At 66.2% G+C, this 22,975-nt stretch carries 19 protein-coding genes; 10 read left to right on the forward strand and 9 right to left on the reverse strand.

Features of this window, described 5'->3' with window-relative positions; genetic code table 11:
* Window positions 1-57 precede the first annotated feature (57 nt).
* From GA645_RS10250 to GA645_RS10280, 6 genes are all read left to right on the forward strand, one after another.
* Complete coding sequence (locus GA645_RS10250) at window positions 58-957, forward strand: LysR family transcriptional regulator (RefSeq protein WP_152222353.1); 900 nt, start codon at window positions 58-60, stop codon at window positions 955-957.
* 1,058 nt (window positions 958-2,015) lie between these two features.
* On the forward strand, window positions 2,016-2,516 hold the full coding sequence (tpx, locus tag GA645_RS10260; protein ID WP_152222355.1) for a thiol peroxidase: 501 nt from the start codon (window positions 2,016-2,018) through the stop codon (window positions 2,514-2,516).
* Between the two features lie 212 nt (window positions 2,517-2,728).
* Window positions 2,729-4,024, forward strand: coding sequence for an MdtA/MuxA family multidrug efflux RND transporter periplasmic adaptor subunit (locus GA645_RS10265; RefSeq protein WP_152222357.1), 1,296 nt, complete (start codon window positions 2,729-2,731; stop codon window positions 4,022-4,024).
* The gene (locus GA645_RS10270) at window positions 4,021-7,143 is read left to right on the forward strand and encodes an MdtB/MuxB family multidrug efflux RND transporter permease subunit (RefSeq protein WP_152222359.1); all 3,123 of its coding nucleotides are present in this window, start codon (window positions 4,021-4,023) and stop codon (window positions 7,141-7,143) included. The genes GA645_RS10265 and GA645_RS10270 overlap by 4 nt, the downstream gene beginning before the upstream one ends.
* Window positions 7,143-10,253 carry a multidrug efflux RND transporter permease subunit gene (locus GA645_RS10275; protein ID WP_152222360.1) on the forward strand — a complete coding sequence of 1,037 codons (3,111 nt, stop codon included), beginning with the start codon at window positions 7,143-7,145 and terminating at the stop codon, window positions 10,251-10,253. Before GA645_RS10270 ends, GA645_RS10275 begins: the two co-directional genes overlap by 1 nt.
* A complete protein-coding gene (locus tag GA645_RS10280) occupies window positions 10,250-11,734 on the forward strand; it encodes an efflux transporter outer membrane subunit (protein ID WP_152222362.1) in 1,485 nt (494 codons plus the stop codon). The genes GA645_RS10275 and GA645_RS10280 overlap by 4 nt, the downstream gene beginning before the upstream one ends.
* A gap of 6 nt (window positions 11,735-11,740) precedes the next feature.
* On the opposite strand, the gene GA645_RS10285 is transcribed toward GA645_RS10280, so the two are convergent.
* The 5 genes from GA645_RS10285 to GA645_RS10305 all read right to left on the reverse strand — a co-directional run bounded on the left by GA645_RS10285 (window position 11,741) and on the right by GA645_RS10305 (window position 14,574).
* Entirely contained in the window at window positions 11,741-12,034 is a 294-nt protein-coding gene (locus GA645_RS10285; RefSeq protein ID WP_152222365.1) for a hypothetical protein, read from the reverse strand.
* Between the two features lie 38 nt (window positions 12,035-12,072).
* Complete coding sequence (locus GA645_RS10290; protein ID WP_152222367.1) at window positions 12,073-12,669, reverse strand: C40 family peptidase; 597 nt, start codon at window positions 12,667-12,669, stop codon at window positions 12,073-12,075.
* A 145-nt stretch (window positions 12,670-12,814) separates the two neighbouring features.
* Window positions 12,815-13,399, reverse strand: a complete 585-nt coding sequence (locus GA645_RS10295) for a C40 family peptidase (protein ID WP_152222369.1) — start codon at window positions 13,397-13,399, stop codon at window positions 12,815-12,817.
* A gap of 120 nt (window positions 13,400-13,519) precedes the next feature.
* A complete protein-coding gene (locus GA645_RS10300) occupies window positions 13,520-13,843 on the reverse strand; it encodes an antibiotic biosynthesis monooxygenase (RefSeq protein WP_152222371.1) in 324 nt (107 codons plus the stop codon).
* Window positions 13,840-14,574 carry a gamma-glutamyl-gamma-aminobutyrate hydrolase family protein gene (locus tag GA645_RS10305; protein WP_152222373.1) on the reverse strand — a complete coding sequence of 245 codons (735 nt, stop codon included), beginning with the start codon at window positions 14,572-14,574 and terminating at the stop codon, window positions 13,840-13,842. The genes GA645_RS10300 and GA645_RS10305 overlap by 4 nt, the downstream gene beginning before the upstream one ends.
* A gap of 86 nt (window positions 14,575-14,660) precedes the next feature.
* Between GA645_RS10305 and GA645_RS10310 the strand changes: the two genes are divergently transcribed.
* A complete protein-coding gene (locus GA645_RS10310) occupies window positions 14,661-15,578 on the forward strand; it encodes a LysR family transcriptional regulator (protein WP_256676130.1) in 918 nt (305 codons plus the stop codon).
* A gap of 72 nt (window positions 15,579-15,650) precedes the next feature.
* Here GA645_RS10310 and GA645_RS10315 read toward each other — a convergent pair whose 3' ends face one another.
* A complete protein-coding gene (locus GA645_RS10315) occupies window positions 15,651-16,025 on the reverse strand; it encodes a hypothetical protein (protein ID WP_152222377.1) in 375 nt (124 codons plus the stop codon).
* A gap of 234 nt (window positions 16,026-16,259) precedes the next feature.
* On the opposite strand from GA645_RS10315, the gene GA645_RS10320 reads away from it, so the two are divergent.
* Window positions 16,260-16,586 (forward strand): I78 family peptidase inhibitor, encoded by a 327-nt coding sequence (locus GA645_RS10320; RefSeq protein ID WP_152222379.1) that lies wholly within the window; start codon window positions 16,260-16,262, stop codon window positions 16,584-16,586.
* A gap of 650 nt (window positions 16,587-17,236) precedes the next feature.
* Here GA645_RS10320 and GA645_RS10325 read toward each other — a convergent pair.
* On the reverse strand, window positions 17,237-18,160 hold the full coding sequence (locus GA645_RS10325; protein ID WP_152222380.1) for a LysR family transcriptional regulator: 924 nt from the start codon (window positions 18,158-18,160) through the stop codon (window positions 17,237-17,239).
* Window positions 18,161-18,278: 118 nt separating this feature from the next.
* On the opposite strand from GA645_RS10325, the gene GA645_RS10330 reads away from it, so the two are divergent.
* A complete protein-coding gene (locus GA645_RS10330) occupies window positions 18,279-19,028 on the forward strand; it encodes a 3-oxoacyl-ACP reductase family protein (RefSeq protein ID WP_152222382.1) in 750 nt (249 codons plus the stop codon).
* A 74-nt stretch (window positions 19,029-19,102) separates the two neighbouring features.
* Here GA645_RS10330 and GA645_RS10335 read toward each other — a convergent pair whose 3' ends face one another.
* Together GA645_RS10335 and GA645_RS10340 are read right to left on the reverse strand one after the other, a co-directional pair.
* Complete coding sequence (locus tag GA645_RS10335) at window positions 19,103-20,191, reverse strand: FUSC family protein (protein WP_152222384.1); 1,089 nt, start codon at window positions 20,189-20,191, stop codon at window positions 19,103-19,105.
* 74 nt (window positions 20,192-20,265) lie between these two features.
* Window positions 20,266-21,714 (reverse strand): glycosyltransferase family 39 protein, encoded by a 1,449-nt coding sequence (locus GA645_RS10340; RefSeq protein WP_152222386.1) that lies wholly within the window; start codon window positions 21,712-21,714, stop codon window positions 20,266-20,268.
* 183 nt (window positions 21,715-21,897) lie between these two features.
* On the opposite strand from GA645_RS10340, the gene GA645_RS10345 reads away from it, so the two are divergent.
* Window positions 21,898-22,893 (forward strand): metallophosphoesterase, encoded by a 996-nt coding sequence (locus GA645_RS10345; RefSeq protein ID WP_256676131.1) that lies wholly within the window; start codon window positions 21,898-21,900, stop codon window positions 22,891-22,893.
* The last annotated feature ends 82 nt before the right edge of the window (window positions 22,894-22,975 follow it).

Consider the following 22,975-nt stretch of genomic DNA (forward strand, 5'->3'; position numbering starts at 1 on the left):
TAAACCGGCGGATTGCGGTTTAACTATTTGCTCTGCACGAATAATCGGAGTCCCGTCATGGATCGCTTGCAGGCCATGCAGGTATTTGCCCGCATCGTCGAACTCAAGGCCTTCGGCAAGGCGGCGGACAGCCTGCAGTTGCCGCGCGCCAGCGTGACCCAGCTGATCCAGCAGCTGGAGTCGCACCTGGGGGTACAGCTGCTGCGCCGCACCACCCGCCAGGTCAGCGTCACCCCTGACGGCCAGGCCTACTACGAACGCTGCGTGCGGCTGCTGGAGGATCTGGAGGAGGCGGAGAACTGCTTCTCCGACTCGCCGGAAAACCCGCGCGGCAAGCTGCGGGTAGACCTGCCCAGTTCGCTGGGGCGGCTGGTGGTGATCCCGGCGCTGCCGGCGTTCTGCCGCCGCTATCCGCTGATCGAGCTGGAGCTGAGTCTCAGCGACCGCCAGGTGGACCTGGTGCGCGAGGGGGTGGATTGCGTGCTGCGCGCCGGCGATCTACCCGATTCCAGCCTGGTGGGCCGGCGCATCGCCGAACTGGAACAGCTCAGCTGCGTGAGCCGTTCGTACCTTGAGGAATACGGCTTGCCGGAGCATCCGGAGCGGCTGGCCGGGCATCTGGCGGTGAATTACCAGTCGGCCTCCAGCGGGCGCATCTTCGACCTGGAGTTTCGCTTCGACGGCGAACTGCGCACGCAGCGGCTGCCCAGCCGGATTACCGTGAACAACGCCGACGCCTATATCGCGGCCTGCCGCGCGGGATTCGGGCTGATCCAGGCGCCGCGCTACCACCTGTGCGATGGGCTGGCCAGCGGCGAGCTGGTGGAGGTGCTGGAGCAGTGGCGTCCGCCGCCGTTGCTGCTGAGTGTGCTGTATCCGGTGCGACGGCAGATGTCGCGGCGCTTGCGGGTGTTTTCTGATTGGTTGGCGCAGGTGTTTGCGGAGCGGAGTTGGTGAGGGTTGCTTTGCGGGACGACATGGCTTTTGTAGGAGGGGGCCTTGTCCGCGATGCTTTTCGTTTCTGGTTTGGGTGTCTCTGCGCCGCTTCGGTGTGCGCGGGGACTTTTTGTTTCGCCCCCTCGGGCGAGTCCCTTTTGTCAAACGTCGGATAGCCGCCCTCACAAAAGGAACCAAAAGGTCTTGCCCCTGCATCCGGTTTTTCGCTTAGGCGAAAAATTCCCTCGCTCCATCGGAGTTTCAGGGGCCCGAACTAGGCGTCCCCCCGACGAAGGGCCATCCCTGGCCCATCGCGGCTCTCGCGGCATCCATGTCGCTCAACCCCTGAAACTCCGACTCCGCTCGGCCTCCTGAAGGGGCGCTTCGGAGTGCACGGAGGTTTCTCTGGAAGTCTTCAAGAGCAAAAACAAAGCGTCCTGCTCCGCGCTGCTTTTGCTCCCGGTAGGAGCGGAGTTTCTCCGCGAAGGCCTGCCATTGCACCTGCGTTGCAGGATGGACACCCGTAGGGCGAATAACGCGCAGCGTTATCCACCTTGATGGGTTTCGCTTCGCTCTACGCCATCCTACGAAGAGCCATCCAGCATGAAGCAGCCAGAGTTTCAGGCGCGCGCAGAGTCCCGTCAGGAGGCCAAGTGGAGGTATTGCGCAGAGGGGCGAGCGGCATGGATGCCGCGAGAGGCGTAGAGGGCCAGGGATGGCCCTTGTACGCCGACCCTCGGAGCGATACCGGAAGGAGGGAAGTCTGAGCGAAGCGAAGACCCGGATGTCGGGACGAGACCTTTGGTTACTTTGCGTGGGGCGGCCATCCGTCGTTTGGCAAAGTGACTCGCCCGAGGGGGCGAAACAAAATCGCTCAGCAAACGCCGAAGCGGCGCATACACGCCGAACCAGAACCCAGGGCCCCCGGACAAAGTCCGCTCCCAAGGATGGACCGGCATTTGAGTATCCCGACCAATCCACTCAGACAAGTCGTGCTAGGATTTGCCCCCGGCCCCGATTCCTCGGGCGGTGTTGGCACTCCGCCAACGCTGCCACCCCTCACCAGAAGGATCCAAGCAATGGCTCAAGTTACCCTCAAGGGCAATCCGGTTTCCGTCGATGGCAAGCTGCCGCAGAAAGGCGAGCAGGCTCCGGCCCTCAAACTGGTCGCTGGCGACCTCTCCGACGTCTCCCTGGAAAACTACGCCGGCAAGCGCAAGGTGCTGAACATCTTCCCCAGCGTCGACACCCCGACTTGCGCCACCTCCGTGCGCAAGTTCAACGCTGAAGCGAGCAAGCTGGCCAACACCGTGGTGCTGTGCGTTTCCGCCGATCTGCCGTTCGCCCAGGCGCGCTTTTGCGGCGCCGAAGGCCTGGAGAACGTAGTCAACCTGTCCACCCTGCGTGGCCGCGAGTTCCTCGCCAACTACGGCGTGGCCATCTCCAGCGGTCCGCTGGTTGGCCTGGCTGCCCGCGCAGTGGTCGTACTGGACGAGCAGAACAAGGTGCTGCACAGCGAGCTGGTCGGCGAAATCGCCGATGAGCCGAACTACGCCGCCGCCATCGCCGCGCTGAACTGATACTCCTGCGCCGATGATGCAACCGGGCCGACCCCGCAGGGTCGGTCCGGCCGGCCGGAACCCTTCCGGCCGATCCAGGCCGCAACGTCCTGGAAAATTCGTAACCTCCGGTAAATCAAAGGTAAATAGCGGGTAAAGAGACTATGCCTGCGGCCTCGCTGTGCTTATCGTTCAGCCTCGCTATTCTCACAATTTTCGCCATGACGACGACCATGACCCCAAGCAACGGAACGCCCTCGAAACTCCGCACCCTGCGGCCCTGGCTCTTCACCGCGATCATTTTCGCCGGTGTGGTGGGTCTGATCATGTGGCTGCATTCGACGTCCAGCGGGGCGCCGGCAGCCCAGGGCGGCGGGCGTGGCGGGCGGCCGAGTCCGGGGCAGATGGCAGCGGGGCAGGGCGCGGCGGTGACCGTCAGCGTCGCGCCGGCCGTCAAGGGTGATCTGCCGGTGCACTACCACGCGCTGGGCACCGTCACGGCCTACAACACGGTCAACGTCCGCGCGCGGGTCAGCGGCCAGTTGGTCAAGGTGCCGTTCCAGGAGGGCCAGGAAGTGAAGGCCGGCGACGTGCTGGCGGTGATCGACCCACGGCCGTTCCAGGCTGCGCTGGACCAGGCCCAGGGCACCCTGCAGCAGAACCAGGCGCAACTGAAGAACGCGCAGATCGACCTGGCGCGCTACAAGGGCCTGTATGCCGAGGACTCCATCGCCAAGCAGACCCTGGATACCCAGGATGCGCTGGTGCGCCAATACGAAGGCACCCTGAAGACCAACGAGGGGCAGGTCGCCGACGCCAAGCTGAATCTCGAGTTCACCCAGGTGCGCGCGCCCATCTCCGGTCGCGTCGGCCTGCGCCAGGTGGACGTGGGCAACCTGGTCACTTCCGGTGATACCACGCCGCTGGTGGTGATCACCCAGGTCAAGCCGATCTCCGTGGTGTTCAGCCTGCCGCAGCAGCAACTCGGCACCATCGCCCGCGAGCTCTACAGCGACCGGACGGTGCCGGTCCAGGCGATGGACCGCAACCAGAACCAGACCCTGGCTACCGGCGTGCTGAAGACCCTGGACAACCAGATCGACACCACCACCGGCACGGTCAAGCTCAAGGCCGGCTTCGAGAACGACGACCACAAGTTGTTCCCCAACCAGTTCGTCAACGTCCGCCTGCTCGCCGAGACCCTGCAGGGCGTGCTGACCATTCCGGCCAACGCCGTGCAGCGCGGCAACGATGGCACCTACGTGTACAAGGTCGGCGACGAGACCAAGGCCAAGCGCCAGCTCGTGACCCTGGGCACCAGCGAGGGTGAGCGGGTCGTGGTCACCGAGGGCCTGAAGGAGGGCGACCGCGTGGTCGTCGAAGGTACCGACCGCCTGCGCGACGGCATGCGCATGAACATCGTCACTGCCGACGCCAAGGCCCGCGCCACCAGTGAGGACGGCGACAAGAGCGGCGCCAAGCCATTCGGCTCGGACAGCCCGGCCCAGGACAGCGGTAAGAGCGAATGAACCCGTCACGCCTGTTCATCCTGCGGCCGGTCGCCACCACGCTGTTGATGGTGGCGATCCTGCTGTCGGGGATCATTGCCTATCGCTTCCTGCCGATCTCGGCACTGCCGGAGGTGGACTACCCGACCATCCAGGTGGTGACCCTGTACCCCGGCGCCAGCCCGGACATCATGACCTCGTCGGTCACCGCGCCGCTGGAGAACCAGCTGGGGCAGATTCCCGGTCTCAATGAAATGTCCTCCACCAGCTCCGGTGGCGCCTCGGTGATCACCCTGCAGTTCAGCCTGCAGGTGAACCTCGACGTGGCCGAGCAGGAAGTGCAGGCGGCGATCAACACCGCGCAGAGCCTGCTGCCCAAGGACCTGCCGAACCAGCCGGTGTACAGCAAGGTGAACCCGGCGGATGCGCCGATCCTGACCCTGGCGGTGATGTCGGCGGACATGCCGCTGCCGCAGATCCAGGATCTGGTGGACACTCGTCTTGCACAGAAGATTTCGCAGATTTCCGGCGTCGGCCTGGTCAGCATCAGCGGCGGCCAACGCCCGGCGGTGCGCATCCGCGCCAACCCGGCGGCCCTGGCATCGGCCGGCCTGAGCCTGCAGGACCTGCAGACCACCGTCACCAACAACAACCTCAACGGCCCCAAGGGCAGCTTCGACGGCCCGACCCGCTCGGCGACCCTGGACGCCAATGACCAACTCAAGTCCGCCGACGCCTACCGCGACCTGATCATCGCTTACAAGAACGGCTCGCCATTGCGCGTGCGCGATGTCGCCAGCGTCGAGGACGATGCCGAGAACGTGCGCCTGGCTGCCTGGGCCAACAATACGCCGGCGGTGGTGCTGAACATCCAGCGCCAGCCGGGCGCCAACGTCATCGAGGTGGTGGACAGCATCAAGCGGATGCTGCCGCAGCTGCAGGCGAACCTGCCGGGCAGCCTCGAAGTGACGGTGCTCACCGACCGCACCACGACCATTCGCGCCTCCGTGGCGGACGTGCAGTTCGAGCTGTTCCTCGCCGTCTGCCTGGTGGTGATGGTCACCTTCCTGTTCCTGCGCAACATATCGGCGACCCTGATCCCCAGTTTCGCCGTGCCGTTGTCGCTGATCGGCACCTTCGGCGTGATGTATCTCGCCGGCTTCTCGATCAACAACCTGACGCTGATGGCGCTGACCATCGCCACCGGTTTCGTGGTGGACGACGCCATCGTCATGGTGGAGAACATCGCCCGCTACCTGGAGCAGGGCGACTCGCCGCTGGATGCCGCGCTCAAGGGCTCCAAGCAGATCGGCTTCACCATCATCTCGCTGACCTTCTCGCTGATCGCCGTGCTGATCCCGCTGCTGTTCATGGGCGACGTGGCCGGCCGGCTGTTCCGCGAGTTCGCCATCACCCTGGCGGTGGCCATTCTCATCTCGGGCTTCGTCTCCCTGACCCTGACGCCGATGCTCAGCGCCAAGCTGCTGCGCCACGTCGAGCCGGAGAACGAAGGGCGCTTCGCCCGCGCCGCCGGGCGCTTCATCGAGCACATGATCGAGCGTTACGCGGCCGCGCTGCGCGTGGTCCTGCGTCACCAGCCGCTGACCCTGCTGGTGGCCATCGCCACCCTGGCGTTCACCGCGCTGCTCTACGTGGCCATGCCCAAGGGCTTCTTCCCGGTGCAGGACACCGGGGTGATCCAGGGTATCGCCGAGGCGCCGCAGTCGATCTCCTTCCAGGCCATGGCCAACCGGCAGCAGGACCTGGCCAAGGTGGTGCTGCAGGACCCGGCGGTGGAAAGCCTGTCGTCCTTCATCGGCGTCGACGGCACCAACGCCACGCTCAACACCGGGCGCCTGCTGATCAACTTGAAGCCCCATGCCGACCGCGATGTCACGGCCACCGAGGTGATCCAGCGCCTGCAACCGGAGCTGGACAAGGTCGCCGGGATCCGCCTGTACCTGCAGCCGGTGCAGGACCTGACCATCGAAGACCGCGTGGCCCGCACCCAGTACCAGTTCACCCTGCAGGACGCCGACCCACAGGTGCTGTCGGAGTGGGTGCCGAAACTGGTGGACCACCTGGAGCAGCTGCCGGAGCTGGTCGATGTCGCCAGCGACTGGCAGGACAAGGGCCTGCAGGCCTACATCAACATTGATCGCGACACCGCCTCGCGACTGGGCGTGAGCCTGTCGAGCATCGACAGCGTGCTGTACAACGCCTTTGGCCAGCGACTGATCTCCACCATCTTCACCCAGGCCACCCAGTACCGCGTGGTGCTGGAGGTGGCGCCGGAATTCCAGATCGGCCCGCAGTCGCTGGACAACCTCTACGTGCCCGCCAGTGACGGTACCCAGGTGCGCCTGTCGAGCCTGGCGAAGGTCGAGGAGCGCCATACCCTGCTGGCGGTCAACCACATCGCCCAGTTCCCGGCGGCGACCATCTCCTTCAACCTGGCCAAGGGCGTCGCCCTCGGCGAGGCGGTGCAGGCGATCCGTGGCGTCGAGTCGCAGATGGACCTGCCGCTGAGCCTGCAGGGCAGCTTCCGCGGCGCGGCCCAGGCCTTCGAATCGTCGCTGTCGAACACCCTGCTGCTGGTGCTGGCGTCCATCGTCACCATGTACATCGTGCTGGGCATTCTCTACGAGAGCTTCATCCACCCGGTGACCATCCTCTCCACGCTGCCCTCGGCGGGCGTGGGCGCGCTGCTGGCGCTGATGCTCTCGGGGCAGGAGATCGGCATCGTGGCGATCATCGGCATCATCCTGCTGATCGGCATCGTGAAGAAGAACGCGATCATGATGATCGACTTTGCCCTGGACGCCGAACGCAACGAGGGCAAGCCGCCCCATGAAGCGATCTACCAGGCCTGCCTGCTGCGCTTCCGGCCGATCCTGATGACCACCATGGCCGCCTTGCTCGGTGCGCTGCCGCTGATGCTCGCCGGCGGTGCCGGCGCCGAACTGCGTCGGCCGCTGGGCGTGACCATGGTCGGCGGCCTGCTGCTCAGCCAGTTGCTGACCCTGTTCACCACGCCGGTGATCTACCTGTACTTCGACCGACTCGCCACGCGCTGGGCCGCCTGGCGCGGTCGCCATGGCCTGGACGTGAACAGCATCGACCCGGCGGAGCGCGGGTGATGAACCTCTCCCGCCCGTTCATCCTGCGCCCGGTCGCCACCAGCCTGCTGACCCTGGCGCTGATGCTGGCCGGCATCCTGTCCTTCGGCCTGCTGCCGGTGGCGCCACTGCCCAACGTGGATTTCCCCACCATCATGGTGCAGGCGGCGCTGCCCGGCGCCAGCCCGGAAACCATGGCATCCACCGTGGCAACGCCGCTGGAGCGCGCGCTCGGGCGCATCGCCGGGGTCACCGACATGACCTCCAGCAGCTCGCTGGGCAACACCACCATCGTCGTGCAGTTCGACCTGTCCAAGGACATCGACGGCGCGGCGCGCGAGGTGCAGTCGGCGATCAACGCGGCGATGAGCCTCCTGCCCACCGGCATGCCGAACAACCCGACGTACCGCAAGGCGAACCCGTCGGACATGCCGATCATGATCCTCACCCTGACCTCGGACACCTACTCCCGTGGGCAGATGTACGACCTCGCCTCGACCATCGTGTCGCCCAAGCTGTCGCAGGTGAAGGGCGTGGGCCAGGTGAGCATTGGCGGCTCCTCGCTGCCGGCGGTGCGGATCGACGTCAACCCGGACCAGCTCAGCCAGTACGGCATTTCCCTAGACAACGTGCGCACGGCCATCGCCAACACCAACGCCGACGGCCCCAAGGGCGCGCTGGAGTTCGGCGGGCGCCACTGGCAGGTGGATTCCAACGACCAGTTGCGCAAGGCCAGCGAGTACGCGCCGCTGATCGTCCACTACAACGCCAGCAACGGCGCGGCGGTGCGCCTGAAGGATGTGGCCAAGGTCAGCGATTCGGTGGAAGACGTGCGCAACGCCGGCTTCTCCGACAACCTGCCGGCGGTACTGCTGATCATCACCCGCCAGCCGGGCGCCAACATCATCGAGGCCACCGACGCCATCCACGCGCAGCTGCCGATCATCCAGGACGTGCTCGGCCCGCAGGTGAAACTGTCGGTGATGGACGACCGCAGCCCATCGATCCGCTCCTCCCTGGATGAGGCCGAGCTGACCCTGATCGTCTCGGTGATGCTGGTGATCCTGGTGGTCTACCTGTTCCTGCGCAACGGCCGCGCCACGCTGATCCCCAGCCTGGCGGTGCCGGTGTCGCTGGTGGGCACCTTTGCGGTCATGTACCTGTGCGGCTTCTCGCTGAACAACCTGTCGCTGATGGCGCTGATCATCGCCACCGGCTTCGTGGTGGACGATGCCATCGTGGTGGTGGAGAACATCGCCCGGCGCATCGAGGAGGGCGACCCACCACTCAAGGCGGCGATCCGCGGCGCGCGCGAGGTGAGCTTCACCGTGCTGTCGATGACCCTGTCGCTGGTGGCGGTGTTCATTCCGCTGCTGTTGATGGGCGGCATCACCGGGCGTCTGTTCCGCGAGTTCTCGGTGACCCTGGCAGCGGCCATCCTGGTCTCGCTGGTGGTGTCCCTGACCCTGACGCCGATGCTCTGCGCGCGTCTGCTCAAGCCCATCGAGCGATCGCCGAAGGCGTCGATGACGCGCGAGAGCAACCGCTACTTCGTCGCCTTCATGCTGCGCTACCGCGCCAGCCTGAGCTGGGCGCTGGAGCACTCGCGGCTGATGGTGGTGATCCTGCTGGGCTGTATCGCGCTGAACTTCTACCTGTTCGTGGTGGTGCCCAAGGGCTTCCTGCCGCAGCAGGACTCCGGGCGCCTGCGCGGCTTCGCGGTGGCCGACCAGAGCATCTCGTTCCAGGCGCTGGACCAGAAGATGGCGCAGTTCCGCACCATCCTCTCCGCCGATCCGGGAGTGGAGAACGTGGTGGGCTTCGTCGGCGGTGGCAAGTGGCAGTCGAGCAACACCGGCTCCTTCTTCGTCACCCTGAAGGATATTGGTCAGCGCGATTCGGCGGAGGTCATCGTCAATCGCCTGCGCAAGCAGCTGGCGAAGATTCCCGGCGCCACGCTCTACCTGCAGGCCGGCCAGGACGTGCGCATCGGCGGCCGGCAGAGCAACGCCCAGTACGAATTCACCCTGCGCAGCGATGACCTGGTCCTGCTGCGCGAGTGGGGACCCAAGGTCGAGGCGGTGCTGAACAAGATTCCGCAGCTGGTGGACGTCAACAGCGACGCCCAGGACAAGGGCGTGCAGAGCCGCCTGGTGATCGACCGCGACCGCGCCGGCAGCCTCGGCGTCAACGTCTCCGAAGTGGACGCGGTGCTGAACAACTCCTATGGCCAGCGCCAGATTTCGACCATCTTCAACCCGCTGAACCAGTACCACGTGGTGATGGAGGTGGATCAGCCCTACCAGGAGTCGCCGGAGGAGCTGCGCCAGGTCTACGTGATTGGCAGCAACGGCCAGCGCGTGCCGCTGTCGGCCTTCACCCATGTGGAGCCGAGCCGCGCGCCGCTGACGGTCAACCACCAGGGGCAGTTCGCCGCGACCACCTTTTCCTTCAACCTGGCGCCCGGCGCGCTGATCGGCCCGGCCCGCGACGCGGTGATGGCGGCGCTGGAGCCGCTGCACCTGCCCATCGATATCCAGGCCACCTTCGAGGGCAACGCCGGCGCGGTGCAGGACACCCAGAACAACATGCCCTGGCTGATCCTGCTGGCGCTGGTGGCGGTGTACATCGTGCTCGGCATCCTCTACGAGAGCTATGTGCACCCGCTGACCATCCTCTCGACGCTACCGTCCGCCGGGGTCGGGGCCATGCTGACGCTGATGCTGTTCCGCACCGAGCTGTCGCTGATCGCGCTGATCGGGGTGATCCTGCTGATCGGCATTGTGAAGAAGAACGCCATCATGATGATCGACTTCGCCCTGGACGCCGAACGCACCCTCGGACTGTCGCCGCGCGATGCGATCCTGGAAGCCTGCATGAAGCGTTTCCGGCCGATCATGATGACCAGCCTGGCCGCCATCCTGGGCGCGCTGCCGCTGATCTTCGGCGTCGGTGGCGATGCCGCGCTGCGCCGCCCGCTGGGCATGACCATCGTCGGCGGCCTGATCGGCAGCCAGCTGCTGACCCTGTACACCACCCCTGTCGTCTACCTCTACCTCGACCGCCTGCGCCATTGGGTCAACAAGAAGCGCGGCGTGCGCACCGATGGCGCCCTGGAGACACCCGTATGATCCGCCCCCGTTCCTTGCTCTCTCCACTGGCATTGGCGCTGGCCGTGGCCCTGGCCGGTTGCGCCATCGGCCCGGACTACAAGCGCCCCGAGCTGACGGTGCCCGCCAGCTTCAAGGAAGGCGAGGGTTGGCAGTTGGCGAAACCGCAGGACGGCTTCAACCACGGAGCCTGGTGGGAACTGTACGGCGACGCCACGCTGAACGACCTGCAGAAACGCCTGGTCGCCGCGAACCAGACCCTTGCGCAATCGCTGGCGTCCTACCGCCAGGCCCAGGCGCTGACCAAGGGCGCGCGCGCCTCGTTCTTCCCGACCATCAGCGCCGACGTCGGCAAGACCCGTTCCGGCCAGGGCACTGGCAGCGGGGGCAGCGTACGCCTGCCAGACGGCTCCACCGTCGCCAGCGGGGGGAGCAGCAGCTCGGTCAGCAACAGCTATTCGGCGAGTCTGGGCGTGAGCTGGGAGCTGGACCTGTGGGGCAAGCTGCGTCGCCAGCTGGAGGCCGACACCGCCAGCATGGACGCCAGCGCCGCGGACCTGGCCGCCTCGCGCCTGTCGTTGCAGTCGCAGCTGGCCCAGAACTACCTGCAACTGCGCGTGATGGACCGGCAGATCAAGCTGCTCAACGACACCGTGGTGGCCTATGAGCGCTCGCTGAAACTCACCGAGAACCAGTACAACGCCGGCATCGTCACCAAGGCCGACGTGGCACAGGCGCGCACCCAGCTGAAAAGCACCGAGGCCCAGGCCATCGACCTGAAGTACCAGCGCGCCCAGCTGGAGCACGCCATTGCCGTGCTGGTCGGCGTGCCGCCGGCGCAGTTCGCCCTGGCCGCCGTGGACGCCGTGCCGAGCCTGCCATCGGTGCCGGCGCTGCTGCCGTCGGAACTGCTGCAACGGCGCCCGGACGTGGCCTCGGCCGAGCGCAAAGTGATCGCCGCCAACGCGCAGATCGGCGTGGCCAAGGCCGCCTGGTTCCCCGACCTGACCCTCACCGCCGCCGGCGGCTACCGCAGCGGCAGCTTCCAGAACTGGATCGAGACGCCCAACCGCTACTGGTCCATCGGCCCGCAGTTCGCCATGACCCTGTTCGACGGCGGCCTGATCGCCTCGCAGGTCGAACAGGCCGAGGCCAGCTACGACCAGACCGTGGCCAGCTACCGGCAGACCGTGCTCGACAGCTTCCGCGAGGTGGAGGACTACATGGTCCAGCTCAAGGTGCTGGAGCAGGAGAGCGGCGTGCAGAAGGAGGCGCTGGACTCCGCCCGCGAAGCGCTGCGCCTGACCTTCAACCAGTACAAGGCCGGCACCATCGATTACGCCAACGTGGTCACCACCCAGACCACGGCGCTATCCAACGAGCGTACCCTGTTGACCCTGCAGGGCAGCCGGCTGACCGCGAGCGTGCAGCTGATCGCGGCGCTGGGTGGCGGCTGGGATACGGCGAAGATCGCCGAGGAAGGGCAGGCGAAGCGCGACTGATCGTGGTCAGTCTTCGATCAGCGCGCTCAGCGGGATGCGGAAACGGCTCTCGCCGTCGATGGACTTGACGCCGCGCGGCTTGGCGGTGCTCACCAGGGCGGTGCCGTCCAGGCGCTCGAGCACCTCGCAGTCGATGCGGCCGACGGCGGGCAGTTGATCGTCGGCATCGTCCGCCTGGACCACCGAACGGCGCTTGAGGAAGCGCCAGTCACGACCGCCGGCATCGACCAGGCGGCACTCTGCCCAACCGGCGAAACACTCGTCGGTGAAACGTACTATCTCGACCATCAGGCTGGGCATTGTCGGACTCTCGATTGGTGGGGCCGGTAACGGCGGGGTTAGCCGTTGAAGCGGCGAGCGGTGGTGAAGCTGCGTTGCCAGTAACCGTCGGCCAGGGAATCCAGGCGGACACGTTCGCCGGAGCTGGGCGCGTGGATGAACTGGTTATTGCCGATGTACAGCCCCACGTGGCTGGTCTGGCCTCGACCGTTGCGATTGAAGAACACCGCATCGCCCGGCTTGAGTTCATCGCGATCGATGCGCAGGCCGCTGCTCTGGATCATTTCCCCGGTGGTCCGTGGCACCTTCATGCCCGCTTCAGTGCGGAACAGGTAGACCAGCAGGCCGCTGCAGTCGAAACCGCTGCTCACCGAGGTGCCGCCGCGTCGGTAGGGAATGCCGACCAGTTGGCGGGCGCGGGCGACTACTCGGGAATTGGTAGTGCGATGGCCGTCGTGCACACCGGCCTGCAGGGGACGCTTGGCCGGCAGGTGCAGGCGCACGACATTGCGATTGACCGACTTGGCATGGGCGTTATGCGACAGGCTGCCGACGGCCTTGTAGGCCTGTGTGGATTTCGCGGGCTCCCTGGCCTCGCAAAGCGGAGCGGCCAGGGTAATCAGCAGGGTCATGTTCAGGATAAGAAACGGACGCATGGTTCGTACAGCGTGTGACTACAAGCAAAACGGAGCGCTATCTTAGAAATCTCCCTGAATTCTGGGATGAGGCGATACACCTAAACCGCGTAGGTCTTTTCTGATTCGAAAACCTTGGGTGACTCGGGTTCATTTCTTTGCCGGATCACCCGCTGAAGCGCCGCGCCGTGGTGTAGCTGCGCTGCCAATAGCTGTCCGCGAGCGAGTCGATGCGGATGGTCTTGCCAGTGCTCGGCGCGTGGATGAAGCGTTTGTCGCCGATGTACAGGCCGACATGACTGGTCTGACCGTTGCCGTTGTGGTTGAAGAACACGGCATCGCCTGGGCGCAGCTCATCAGCGCCTACCTCGTTGTCGTGCTGGGCGATCATTGACGCGGTGGTGCGTGGCAGCTTGCGGTTGGCGATGCTGCTGTACAGGTAGACCAGCAGCCCGCTGCAATCGAAACCTTCCTCCAGGCTTTCGCCGCCCCAGCGGTAGGGTTTGCCGATCAGCTCATAGGCGCGGGCGATGATCCGAGTGGTGTCCATCGAGCGCCGCCCCTCGGTGGGCGTGAGGGTCGTTGCCGGGCGCGGCGGGCTCGGGCGGACGGCAGGGCGCGCCAACTGTTGCTCCAGCGCGTCGAACTGGTAGCGCCGCCAGGATGGCACATCGAAGTCATCGGCCAGGGCAAGACCGGGGGAACAGGTGGCGCAAAGCAGGAACAGGGGAAGCCAGGGGGAGGGGCGCATGTCGATTCACCTCGCGGTGAGTAATCAGGACAGGCGTCATCCTAGAAATGGCAAAGGAAGTCGAATGTAGGATTTTTCCACTGTCAGCGAAGGCGATTTCCACGAGGGATCAGCGGTCGTTCAGTGCTCGAATCCGTAGGCCCGCTCGACCCGGCAGACCCGCACCTGGAAGGCGCTGTACCAGTCCTGCCGCCCGCGCTTCTGGGCGCTACGGTGCTCGATCACATCACGCCAGTGGCGGATGGCCGCCTCATCGCGCCAGTACGACACGGTTATGCCGAGTCCGTCGGCACCCCGTGCGGATTCGACGCCAAGGAAGCCGTCCTGCTTGGCGGCCAGCTCCAGCATGCGTCCGGCGGTGTCGGCATAGCCCTCGTCCTGCTCGCTGCGCAGGGAGGTGAAGACCACGGCGTAGTAGGGCGGTTGGGGTGTGCTGGCGATCATGCGGGGCTCCCGGCGGTGGACGCGGTGTAGCGGAAGGCGGCGGCGAGCAAGGCCTGGGCCAGCGGTACGCTGATGCCGGCGAGCGCCTTGCGTTCGGGCTGGAACAGGGTGGCGAGGAAGAACGGGTGGTCCGTGTCTTCCAGCGCGCGGATGCTGCCGTCCTCGCTGTGGGCGCTGGCACGCAGCGAATCGCCGAACAGCGCGCCCTGGAACTCGGGGTTCACCCCGTAGCTGCAGCGATAGCCTTCGCGGATGCTCGGCAGGCCGTAGATGGCGGCCAGGCGCGAGCCGGGGCGCAGGGCGATGGTTTCGCTGGCCTCCACCAGTGAGCAGGGAAGCGCATGGATCACCGGGCGCGTGGCCTGCGGGTCAGTCTCGCCGTGGGCTGCATCCTGCCAGCCGAGCACCTGGCGGGCGCGCTCCAGCAACGCGTGCTGGAAACCGCCACAGGTGCCGAGAAAGGGCACGCCGTGCTCGCGGGCGTAGGTGATGGCGCGCAGCGCTCCTTCGGTCTCCAGGTAAGGGCTGCCGGGGGTGCACCAGAAGCCGGCGTAGGCGTGCAGCGGCAGGCCGTCCGCCAGGCTCGGCGTGTCCAGCCAGTCGATGCGCAAGGTGCCGCTGTGGGGCAGCAGTGACTGTTGCAGCGCGAGGGGGATCGCCCAGTGCGCGGTGACGCGGCTGTCGGGGTCGCCGATCAAGCCGATTCGCAGAGCGTTGCGCCGTCGTCCCATGCTTTGCTCCCCCTATGCCCCGAGGCCCATTGGCGGGCCGATGAACGCAATTTATAGTTGCGCTTGCGCAACCAAAATTGGCGGCCGTGCAATCCCGGAGTGCGTCTATGCAATATCGTCTTGAATACGCCGATCTCGCCCTCGTGCTGGCGCTGGTGCGCGGCGGCAGCCTGGCCCGTGCGGCTGAGTTGCTGGACGTGGATGTCTCCACGGTATTCCGCGCCATACGCCGGCTGGAGAAGGCCCTGGGCACCGCGCTGTTCGAAAAGGGCCGGCATGGCTACCTGCCGACCGCCACCGCCCAGCAGCTCGCCAATCAGGCGGAACTGGCCGAGCAGGCGCTGGAGGCCGCCCGGTTGAGCCTGGAGCAGGGGCTCGACGTGCTCAGCGGCACCGTGCGCCTGACCTGCTCCGACACTGTGCTGCAAGGCCTGCTGCTGCCGGCGCTGGCGCGCTTCATGAAACGATACCCGGCGCTGAACCTGGAGCTGACCACCTCCAATGCCTTCGCCAACCTCAGCCGCCGTGATGCCGACATCGCCCTGCGCCTGACCAGTTCGCCCCCGGAGCATCTGGTCGGACGCAGCCTGGGCAATGTGCATTACGTCCTTTGCGCGCACCGCGATTACCTCGCCGAACAGGGCAAGCGGCCCTGGCAGGACATGAGCTGGATCGCGCCGGACGATTTCCTGCCCGACCACTCCAGCGTCGCCTGGCGCCGCCAGGCGTTCCCGGCGGTAATTCCGGCGTACCGCTGCAACAGCATGCTCACGGTGCACGACCTGTGCCGCGCGGGCCTGGGGCTGGCGGCGCTTCCCGCGTTCCTGCTGCGGCCCGACGACGGCCTGCGGGTGCTGGAGGGCGAGTTGCCGGGGTGCAGCACCCACCTCTGGCTGCTGACGCGCCCGGACTGTCGCGCATTGCGCGCGGTGGTGACTCTGTTCGAGGAACTGGCCGGCAATCTCTTCATGGACAAGCGAGCGGGGACCGGCCGCCAGGGCTAGCGCCTTATCCGGGGGCATTACGGGCGCGGGAGCAGAAACGAAAGGCCCCGCGTGAAGCGGGGCCTGTGCAAGTTACCAGTGGCGATAGTGCCCCGGCGGGCCGTAGTAGCCGGGCCCGTAGTAGCGGGGCGCGTAGTAGCGTGGGCCGTAGTAGCGTGGCCCTGGCACCACCACGACCGGACGGTAGACCGGCTGGTACACCGGAACCGGCTGGTAGTACACCGGCGGCGGTGGCGGGTAGTACGCCACCGGGGGCGGCGGGTAATACGCGGGTGGAGGCGGCGCATAGTAGGGTGCCGGCGATGACCCGGCGACGATCGCCCCGCCGACCACGGCACCGACTACCGCGCCGATGGCGGCGGCATCGCTGTTGCTGTTGGCCGCTGCCTGTCCGGCGAGGGCCAGGCAACCGCAGAGTACGGCGAACTGGGGGAGACGGCGAAGCATGATGTACCTCCTGGGGAACCGGCATGGTGCCCGTTATCCATAAGACATCCGCCCGCGCCGATTGGTAAGGCCGCCCTGTGTAAAGGTTGTGTAAAAGGCGCGGCGCGGCTCTGCGCCGGGCGTTCCATGCATCAGGTTGCAATACTTCAGTGCCCCGCCTGGCGCCTCATGCTGGTAAGGTGGCGCCCTCACGCTTTTCAAGCTTTCAAGAACTCATCATCAGGGAGACTTTCCATGCCCTTGAACCGAGTGACCCTGTTGTCGCTTTTCGCCGTGGCCGCGCTGGCCGGTTGCAGCTCCAAGGACGCTTCGACCGATGCCGCCTCGCCTGCTTCGCAAACGCCGTCGGCGCAGTCCGCAAGCTGTGACGCCAAGGCCGTGCAGGCGTTGATCGGCAAGACCATCGATCCGACCCTGGCTGAGCAGGCCCGCCGCGATGCCGGCGCCAGCGTGGCGCGGGTGCTGCGTCCGCACCAGCCGATCACCATGGAGTACAACTCCCAACGCCTGAACATCGACGTCGATGACCATCAGGTGGTGCAGCAGGTCAACTGCGGCTGATCGCTGTCTCATTGAAAAAGCCCCGAACTGACGGGGCTTTTGCTTTCGCGATGAATCAGGTGTAGGGCGCATAGCGCCTCAAGCGTTATGCGCCGTTTTGGAGTTTGGCGTTTCTGCGCCGCTTCGGCGTGCGCTGAAAGCTTTTGTTTCGCCCCCTCGGGCGAGTCCCTTTTGTTAAACGTCGGATAGCCGCCCTCACAAAAGGAACCAAAAGGTCTTGCCCCTGCATCCGGTTTTTCGCTTAGGCGAAAAATTCCCTCGCTCCATCGAAGTTTCAGGGGCCCGCGTCGACGGGCCATCCCTGGCCCGACGACGCTCTCGCGGCATCCATGCCGCTCAACCCCTGAAACTCCGATTCCACTCGGCCTCCTGAAGGGGCGTTCCGGTGCGTGCGAATATTCCTCTGGAAGTCCCCAAGAGCTAAAGCCAGAACAAAGTGCCCGGCGTTCGCTGGACTGGTGCCCGTAGGAGCGGACCTTGTCCGCGAAATCCATCGCGGATGAATCCGCTCCCACAGGGAAGTACATGGCTTTGCGCCCGTGTAGGAGCTGACTCCGTCCGCGAAATGAAAAGCCCCCGCACTGGCGGGATTTTCTTCATGCATGTGTTCGCGAGCAAGGGCTAGGCGCCCTTCTCGGAGTCCTGCGGCTTCAGATCGCCGAAAAGCGCTGCCCCAGACCCGTCTCGCGGAAGTGATCGACGACATGGTCGACGAAGGCGCGGGTCTTGGCCGGCAGCAGCTTCTGCGCGGCGTAGTAGATGGCGGTGTTGCCGGCATCCACGTACCACTCCGGCAGCACCCGCAGGAGCCGGCCGTCGTCCAGGTAGGGCAGGGCGTGCTGCATGCTGACCAGGGTGACACCCAGACCCTTGAGGGCGGCGAAGCAGGCCGCTTCCGGGTCGCTCATGGTCATGCGTTCCTTCAGCGCGATGGGCGCCTGGGCGTGCTGGCGGTTGACCAGCGGCCAGGGGCGCACCCGGCCGGTCTGCGGCGAGCGGATGCGGATGCCGTCGTGGCTGGGCAGGTCGCTCGGGTAACGGATGGGTGGATGGGCGTCGAGATAGGCCGGCGAGGCCAGCAGCACCAGATGCGCCGGCGAGAGCTTGCGCGCCACGACGCCCGGCGGCAGTTCGAAGCCGCCGCCGATGGCGGCGTCGAAGCCCTCGGCGATCAGGTCCACCTGGCGGTTGTCGAAGTGCCAGTCCGGGCGGATCGCCGGGTAGCGCTCGAGGAAGTCCGGCAGCAGCGGCAGGATGTAGTCGCGGCCGAACACCAGCCCCATGCTCACTTTCAGCGCCCCGCTGGGCTGGCCGTCGGTGCTGGCCAGGTTGGCGATGGCGCTCTGCAGGCTGGCCAGGCCGCCGCTGGCTTCATCGAGGAATCGCTCACCCGCTTCGGTCAGGGTCAGGCTGCGGGTACTACGCTGGAACAGCCGCACGCCCAGGTTGTTCTCCAGCCGCGCCACGTTCTTGCTCACCGCCGCCGGTGTCAGCGCCAGGCGCCGCGCGGCGGCGGCGAAACTGCCGGCTTCGGCGCTGCGGACGAAGCATTCGATACTGATCAGGCTTTCCATGGGCGGTATTCCGGACGTTTGGTATCGACTGAATATAGCGATTACTGGCTACCGAGTAATGAGTCCGAAAGGGAAACTGACCCCGTCGAACTTACTCCCCCCATCCTGGAGACACACCATGACCACCACCCTGCCTCTCAGTGGCAAAGTCGCCTTCGTTCAAGGCGGTTCCCGCGGCATCGGCGCCGCCATCGTGCAGCGCCTGGCCAATGAAGGTGCCGCCGTGGCCTTCACCTACGTAAGCTCGGCGCAGAAGGCCGAAGACCTTGCCGCCAGCATCGAGGCTATCGGTGGCCGCGCCATGGCGATCAAGGCCGACAGCGCCGACGCCGCTTCCGTGCAGGCCGCCATCGACAGCGCCGCCCAGCGTTTCGGTCGCATCGATATCCTGGTGAACAACGCCGGCGTGCTGGCCATCGCCCCGTTGGAAGACTTCAGCCTGGACGACTTCGACCGCACTGTCGCGGTGAACGTGCGCAGCGTCTTCGTCGCCACCCAGGCTGCGGCGCGGCACATGGGCGAGGGTGGCCGGGTCATCACCATCGGCAGCACCAATGCCGAACGCATGCCCTTCGCCGGTGGCGGGGTCTACGCCATGAGCAAATCGGCCATCGTCGGCCTGACCAAGGGCCTGGCCCGCGACCTCGGCCCGCGCGGCATCACCGTCAACAATGTGCAGCCCGGCCCGGTGGATACCGACATGAACCCGGCAGACAGCGACTTCGCAGAATCCCTGATGGACCTGATGGCGGTCGGCCGTTATGGCCGCGCGGAAGAGATCGCCGCCTTCGTGGCCTACCTGTCCGGCCCGGAAGCCGGCTATATCACGGGCGCCAGCCTGACCATCGACGGCGGTTTCGGGGCTTGATTGGCGGCGCGTCGCAAGCCCTGCGTTGAACACTGGCCCGGAGCGCAAGCTGCCGGGCCGGTTTCATTCTCCACTCAGTTGCGGTCACGGCTCTGGATGTTCCAGTGCGGTGCCGTGGCGGCGAGCTTCTCCGAGAGCATCTCCACCTGTTCGTACAGGCGCAGCGTCAGCCAGTAGAAGCCCTGCTTCTCGAAGGAGTCGGTGAGGTTGAGCGGGCGCGCGGAGAGGTTATCCAGGCCCTGGCAGGCCTGCACCAGCTTGCTGGTGCGGCTGAATTTCAGGGCATGGGCCGACTGCAGCAGCAGGCGGCCGATCAGTTGCCGATGGTTGTCCAGGCTCGACGGCACCGGTTCGATCTCGCCAGCCTGGGCGGCGAACTGGCGCGAGGCGATCAGCGATTCGAGGGTGCCCATCACCGCGCGATGAATGCGCTGGATGATCTCCAGGTCGCGCAACGGCATCCCGGTTTCCCGCGCCACCGGTCCCAGGTGGGCGCGCGAGGCCACCAGGCGGTGATCCAGCTCTTCCAGTTGGCGGGCGAAATGCTCCGGAGTGAAGTCGTGGTTGGACGATAGCTGCCCATACATGCGCGCGCAGGCCCGCAGGTTGTCCGAGAGCAGGTAGCGCCAGACGTAGACCGCCCGCAGCGGGTAGATCTGCGAGAAGAGCAGGGCGACGGCGACGCCGATCAGCACGTTGGCCGAGCGCCAAAGCCCTTCGGTGAAGCCGGTTTCCCCGGGGCCCGCGACGATGCACAGGGTGATCCCCGCCAGCAATGCGACGTAGCCGGGGCGGCGGATGGCGAAGAACGCCGAGGCGGCGCCGAGTACCGACATCAGCAGGTAGGCCAGGAACTGGGAGCGGGCCTGGTCGTACACGGCGATCACGCACAGGCCCAGCGCCGCGCCGACCAGGGTGCCGACTACCCGTTCATAGGACTTGCCGCGAATAGTGCCCTGGTGCACCAGACCGCCCATCACCACCAGTACCGTCACCGAGGCCCAGAGACCGTGGGGCAGGTTCAGCGCGCTGGTCAGCAGCATCGACGCCAGTAACGCCAGGCCGACCCGGATGCAGTGGATCCAGGCGGCGTAGCGGTAGCGGGTGTAGGGGTTGGCCAGGCGGCGGAAGGGCAGGCTGAGGATCGACGGGTGCTTCGCCAAGGGAAGCGGCTCCTGTGCGGCGTTGGCGATGCTGCAAGGTTAGCCGGTCCCGGCGGTCTCGGTACGGCGGCAGGTCAATGCGCGCCTGTCTCGTGATTGACGAAGTAGTAATCGCGTTGGCCGACGCGGTAGTGCTGCACCACGTTCAGGGGCGCCTGCGGTACCGTCTCGCTTTCCAGCAGCGCGACCTGTTCGCCCGGCTGGCTGAGTTGCGCCATCAACTGCTCTGGAGTGTCCAGCGCCGGCAGGCGGCTGCGGCTGTAGAACACGGCGGCGCCGGCCAGGCGCTCGCTGGGCTGGAACAGCGTGACCTGCTTGCCGGCCATCTGCTGTTGGTGAATCGCCTCGGTCAGCGGCAGGAAGGATTCCTTTTCGTCGGCGCGCGGTTCGACCCACAGGGCGTAGCCCAGGTAGAGGCAGGACACCAGTCCCATCAGGGTGAACACCGTGGCGCGGGCTCGCCGTTCACCGTCGGCGTGGCGGTCACGCCAGCGTTGCAGCAGCTCGCTGCCGTACTCGGCGCAGATCACCGCCGCCGCTGGGGCGAGCGACATCAGGTAGACCATGCGCTTGCTCGAGGCGAACGTCAGCAGGGTGAATTGCGCCGCCAGCCAGAGGCAGAAGAACAGCAGGTGGCGCTCGCTCGCCAGGCGTTTGCGGAAATGCCAGAGGCCCAGGTAGAGCAGCAGGTTCCATGGCAGGAAGGCTTCGGGCAGGTGGGCCAGGTAGTAGTAGAAAGGCTCCATATGGCCGGCGTCGCTGAACGAGCCGCTGAAACGCCCGAAACTGTTGGTCCAGAGGATTTCCTGCAGGGCCGCGATGCCGCCGTCGCGGTACAGGAGCAGCAGCCAGATGCACAGCGGCACGAGGCCCAGCAGCGTCCACAGCGCCGGACGGATCCAGGCGGCGATGTCCAGGCGGCGCCGGGTGACGGTGTCCCAGAGCAGGCAGGTGAAGATCACCACGCCCGGCAGCGCCAGGCCCAGCACACCCTTGCTCAGGGTGGCGAGCGCGATGCCCAGGGCGAAGGCCAGCCAGTGGCCCGGCCTGCCCGGTGGCGTGAGCCAGGCCTGCATGAAGGACAGCAGCGCCAGTGTCACGCCCAGGGCGAGCAGGGCGTCTTCGCCGACCTGGCGGGCGTTGCCCCAGAAGCTCGCCATGGTCATCAGCATCAGGCCGGCGAGCAGCGCCGGCAGCGGTGGGCGCCCGACGCGCTTCAGCGTGCCGAAGAGCAGCAGGACGCAGAACAGCCCGGCGAACGCCGAGGCCAGGCGCGCGGCCAGCGCGGTCGGTCCGAACAGGCGCATGAAGGTGACATCGAGCCACAGGCTCAGCGGCGGTTTTTCCAGGAAGGGCATACCGTTCAGGCGTGGGGTCACCCAGTCATGATCGAGGTACATCTCCATCGCGATGCCTGCCACGCGCGGCTCGGTGGAACCTTGCAACTGGTGACCGCCCAGCGCGATGAAGAAAAGCAGGCCGCCCAGCACGAGCAGCAGGGCGAGGTGGCGATAGGAATGCATGGAGTATCCGGAGTCTTTGGGTATGGCCGCAGGATATAGGCGATGACGACTTAACACAGAATTAACCTACGGGGTGCTTCACTTCGATCTACAACCGGCATGTTCCAGGGAACCACCATGTCCACCCGCCCGCAAACTCCCACCGCTTCACCCTCATCGCGCAGAAGTCGTCGGCGCATCCTGTTGCTAGTCCTCGCTGCGTTGTTCGCGGTGGTGGGCGGCGTGGTGGGCTTCATGGTGATGGTTCCGCCGCCGCCTTACACCCCGTTGACCGGTCAGCCGACCTCGCAGGTCACCCTGCTGGCGCTGGGCGACCAGGGGACCGGCAATCTCCAGCAATGGCGCGTAGCGCGAGGCATGGAGCGTGTCGCCGAGCGCGAGGGCGGGCTGAACATGGTGCTGCTGCTGGGCGACAACTTCTACGGCCGTGGGCTGACCGGAATCAGCGATCCCACCTGGCAGCTGAAGTTCGAGCGCGTCTATCACGGCAGCTGGCTGAGCCGCGTGCCATTCTATGCGGTGCTGGGTAACCATGACTACCCGGAATCCGCCGCCGTCGAGCTGGACTACGGGCGCAAGGGCGCCGGCTCCGGCCGCTGGCAGATGCCTGACCCCTTCTATGCGCGCGATTTCGGTGATGTCGATGGGCGTCCGCTGCTGCGTGTGGTGTTCCTCGACACCTCCCAGGACGCTGCCAGCCGCCAGCGCCAGGCGGACTTCATGCAAGCGGCCTTTGCCAAGAGCGGCCCCGCGCCGGTGTGGAAGATGGTGGTGGCCCACCATGCGATCCGCAGCGGCGGCGGCAAGCATGGCGAAGACCCGGAGTTGCTGGCGCAGCTGCTGCCGGCCATGCAGCGCAGCGGGGTGGACATCTATCTGTCGGGACATGAGCACAATCAGCAGGTGCTGGTGCGCCCCGGTGAGCCCGCCTGGCTGATCTCCGGCGGCGGCGGGCAGTCCATTGACGGCTTCAAGCCCCAGGCGGCGACCGACGACACCCCGTTCGCCGTGGCGCGCCCAGGCTTCGCACGGCTGGCCTTCACGCCGGAGCGACTGCAACTGGCCTACTACGATGCGGACGGCAGCCAGGAGCAGCGCTTCCTCTGGGCGCGGGCCTGCCCGTGGATGGCGCAGGGTTGTCTGCACCGGGATGATGCCTCCCAGATAGCGACGAACTGACATCAGCGCCACTGTTGTGCCATTACCGTTTTCGCTAAAATCCGGGGCTTTTGCGCGCTCTTTTCCTGCGCGCCTAGAGAGT

This window comes from Pseudomonas sp. SCB32 (genome assembly GCF_009189165.1).
Lineage (GTDB): Bacteria > Pseudomonadota > Gammaproteobacteria > Pseudomonadales > Pseudomonadaceae > Pseudomonas.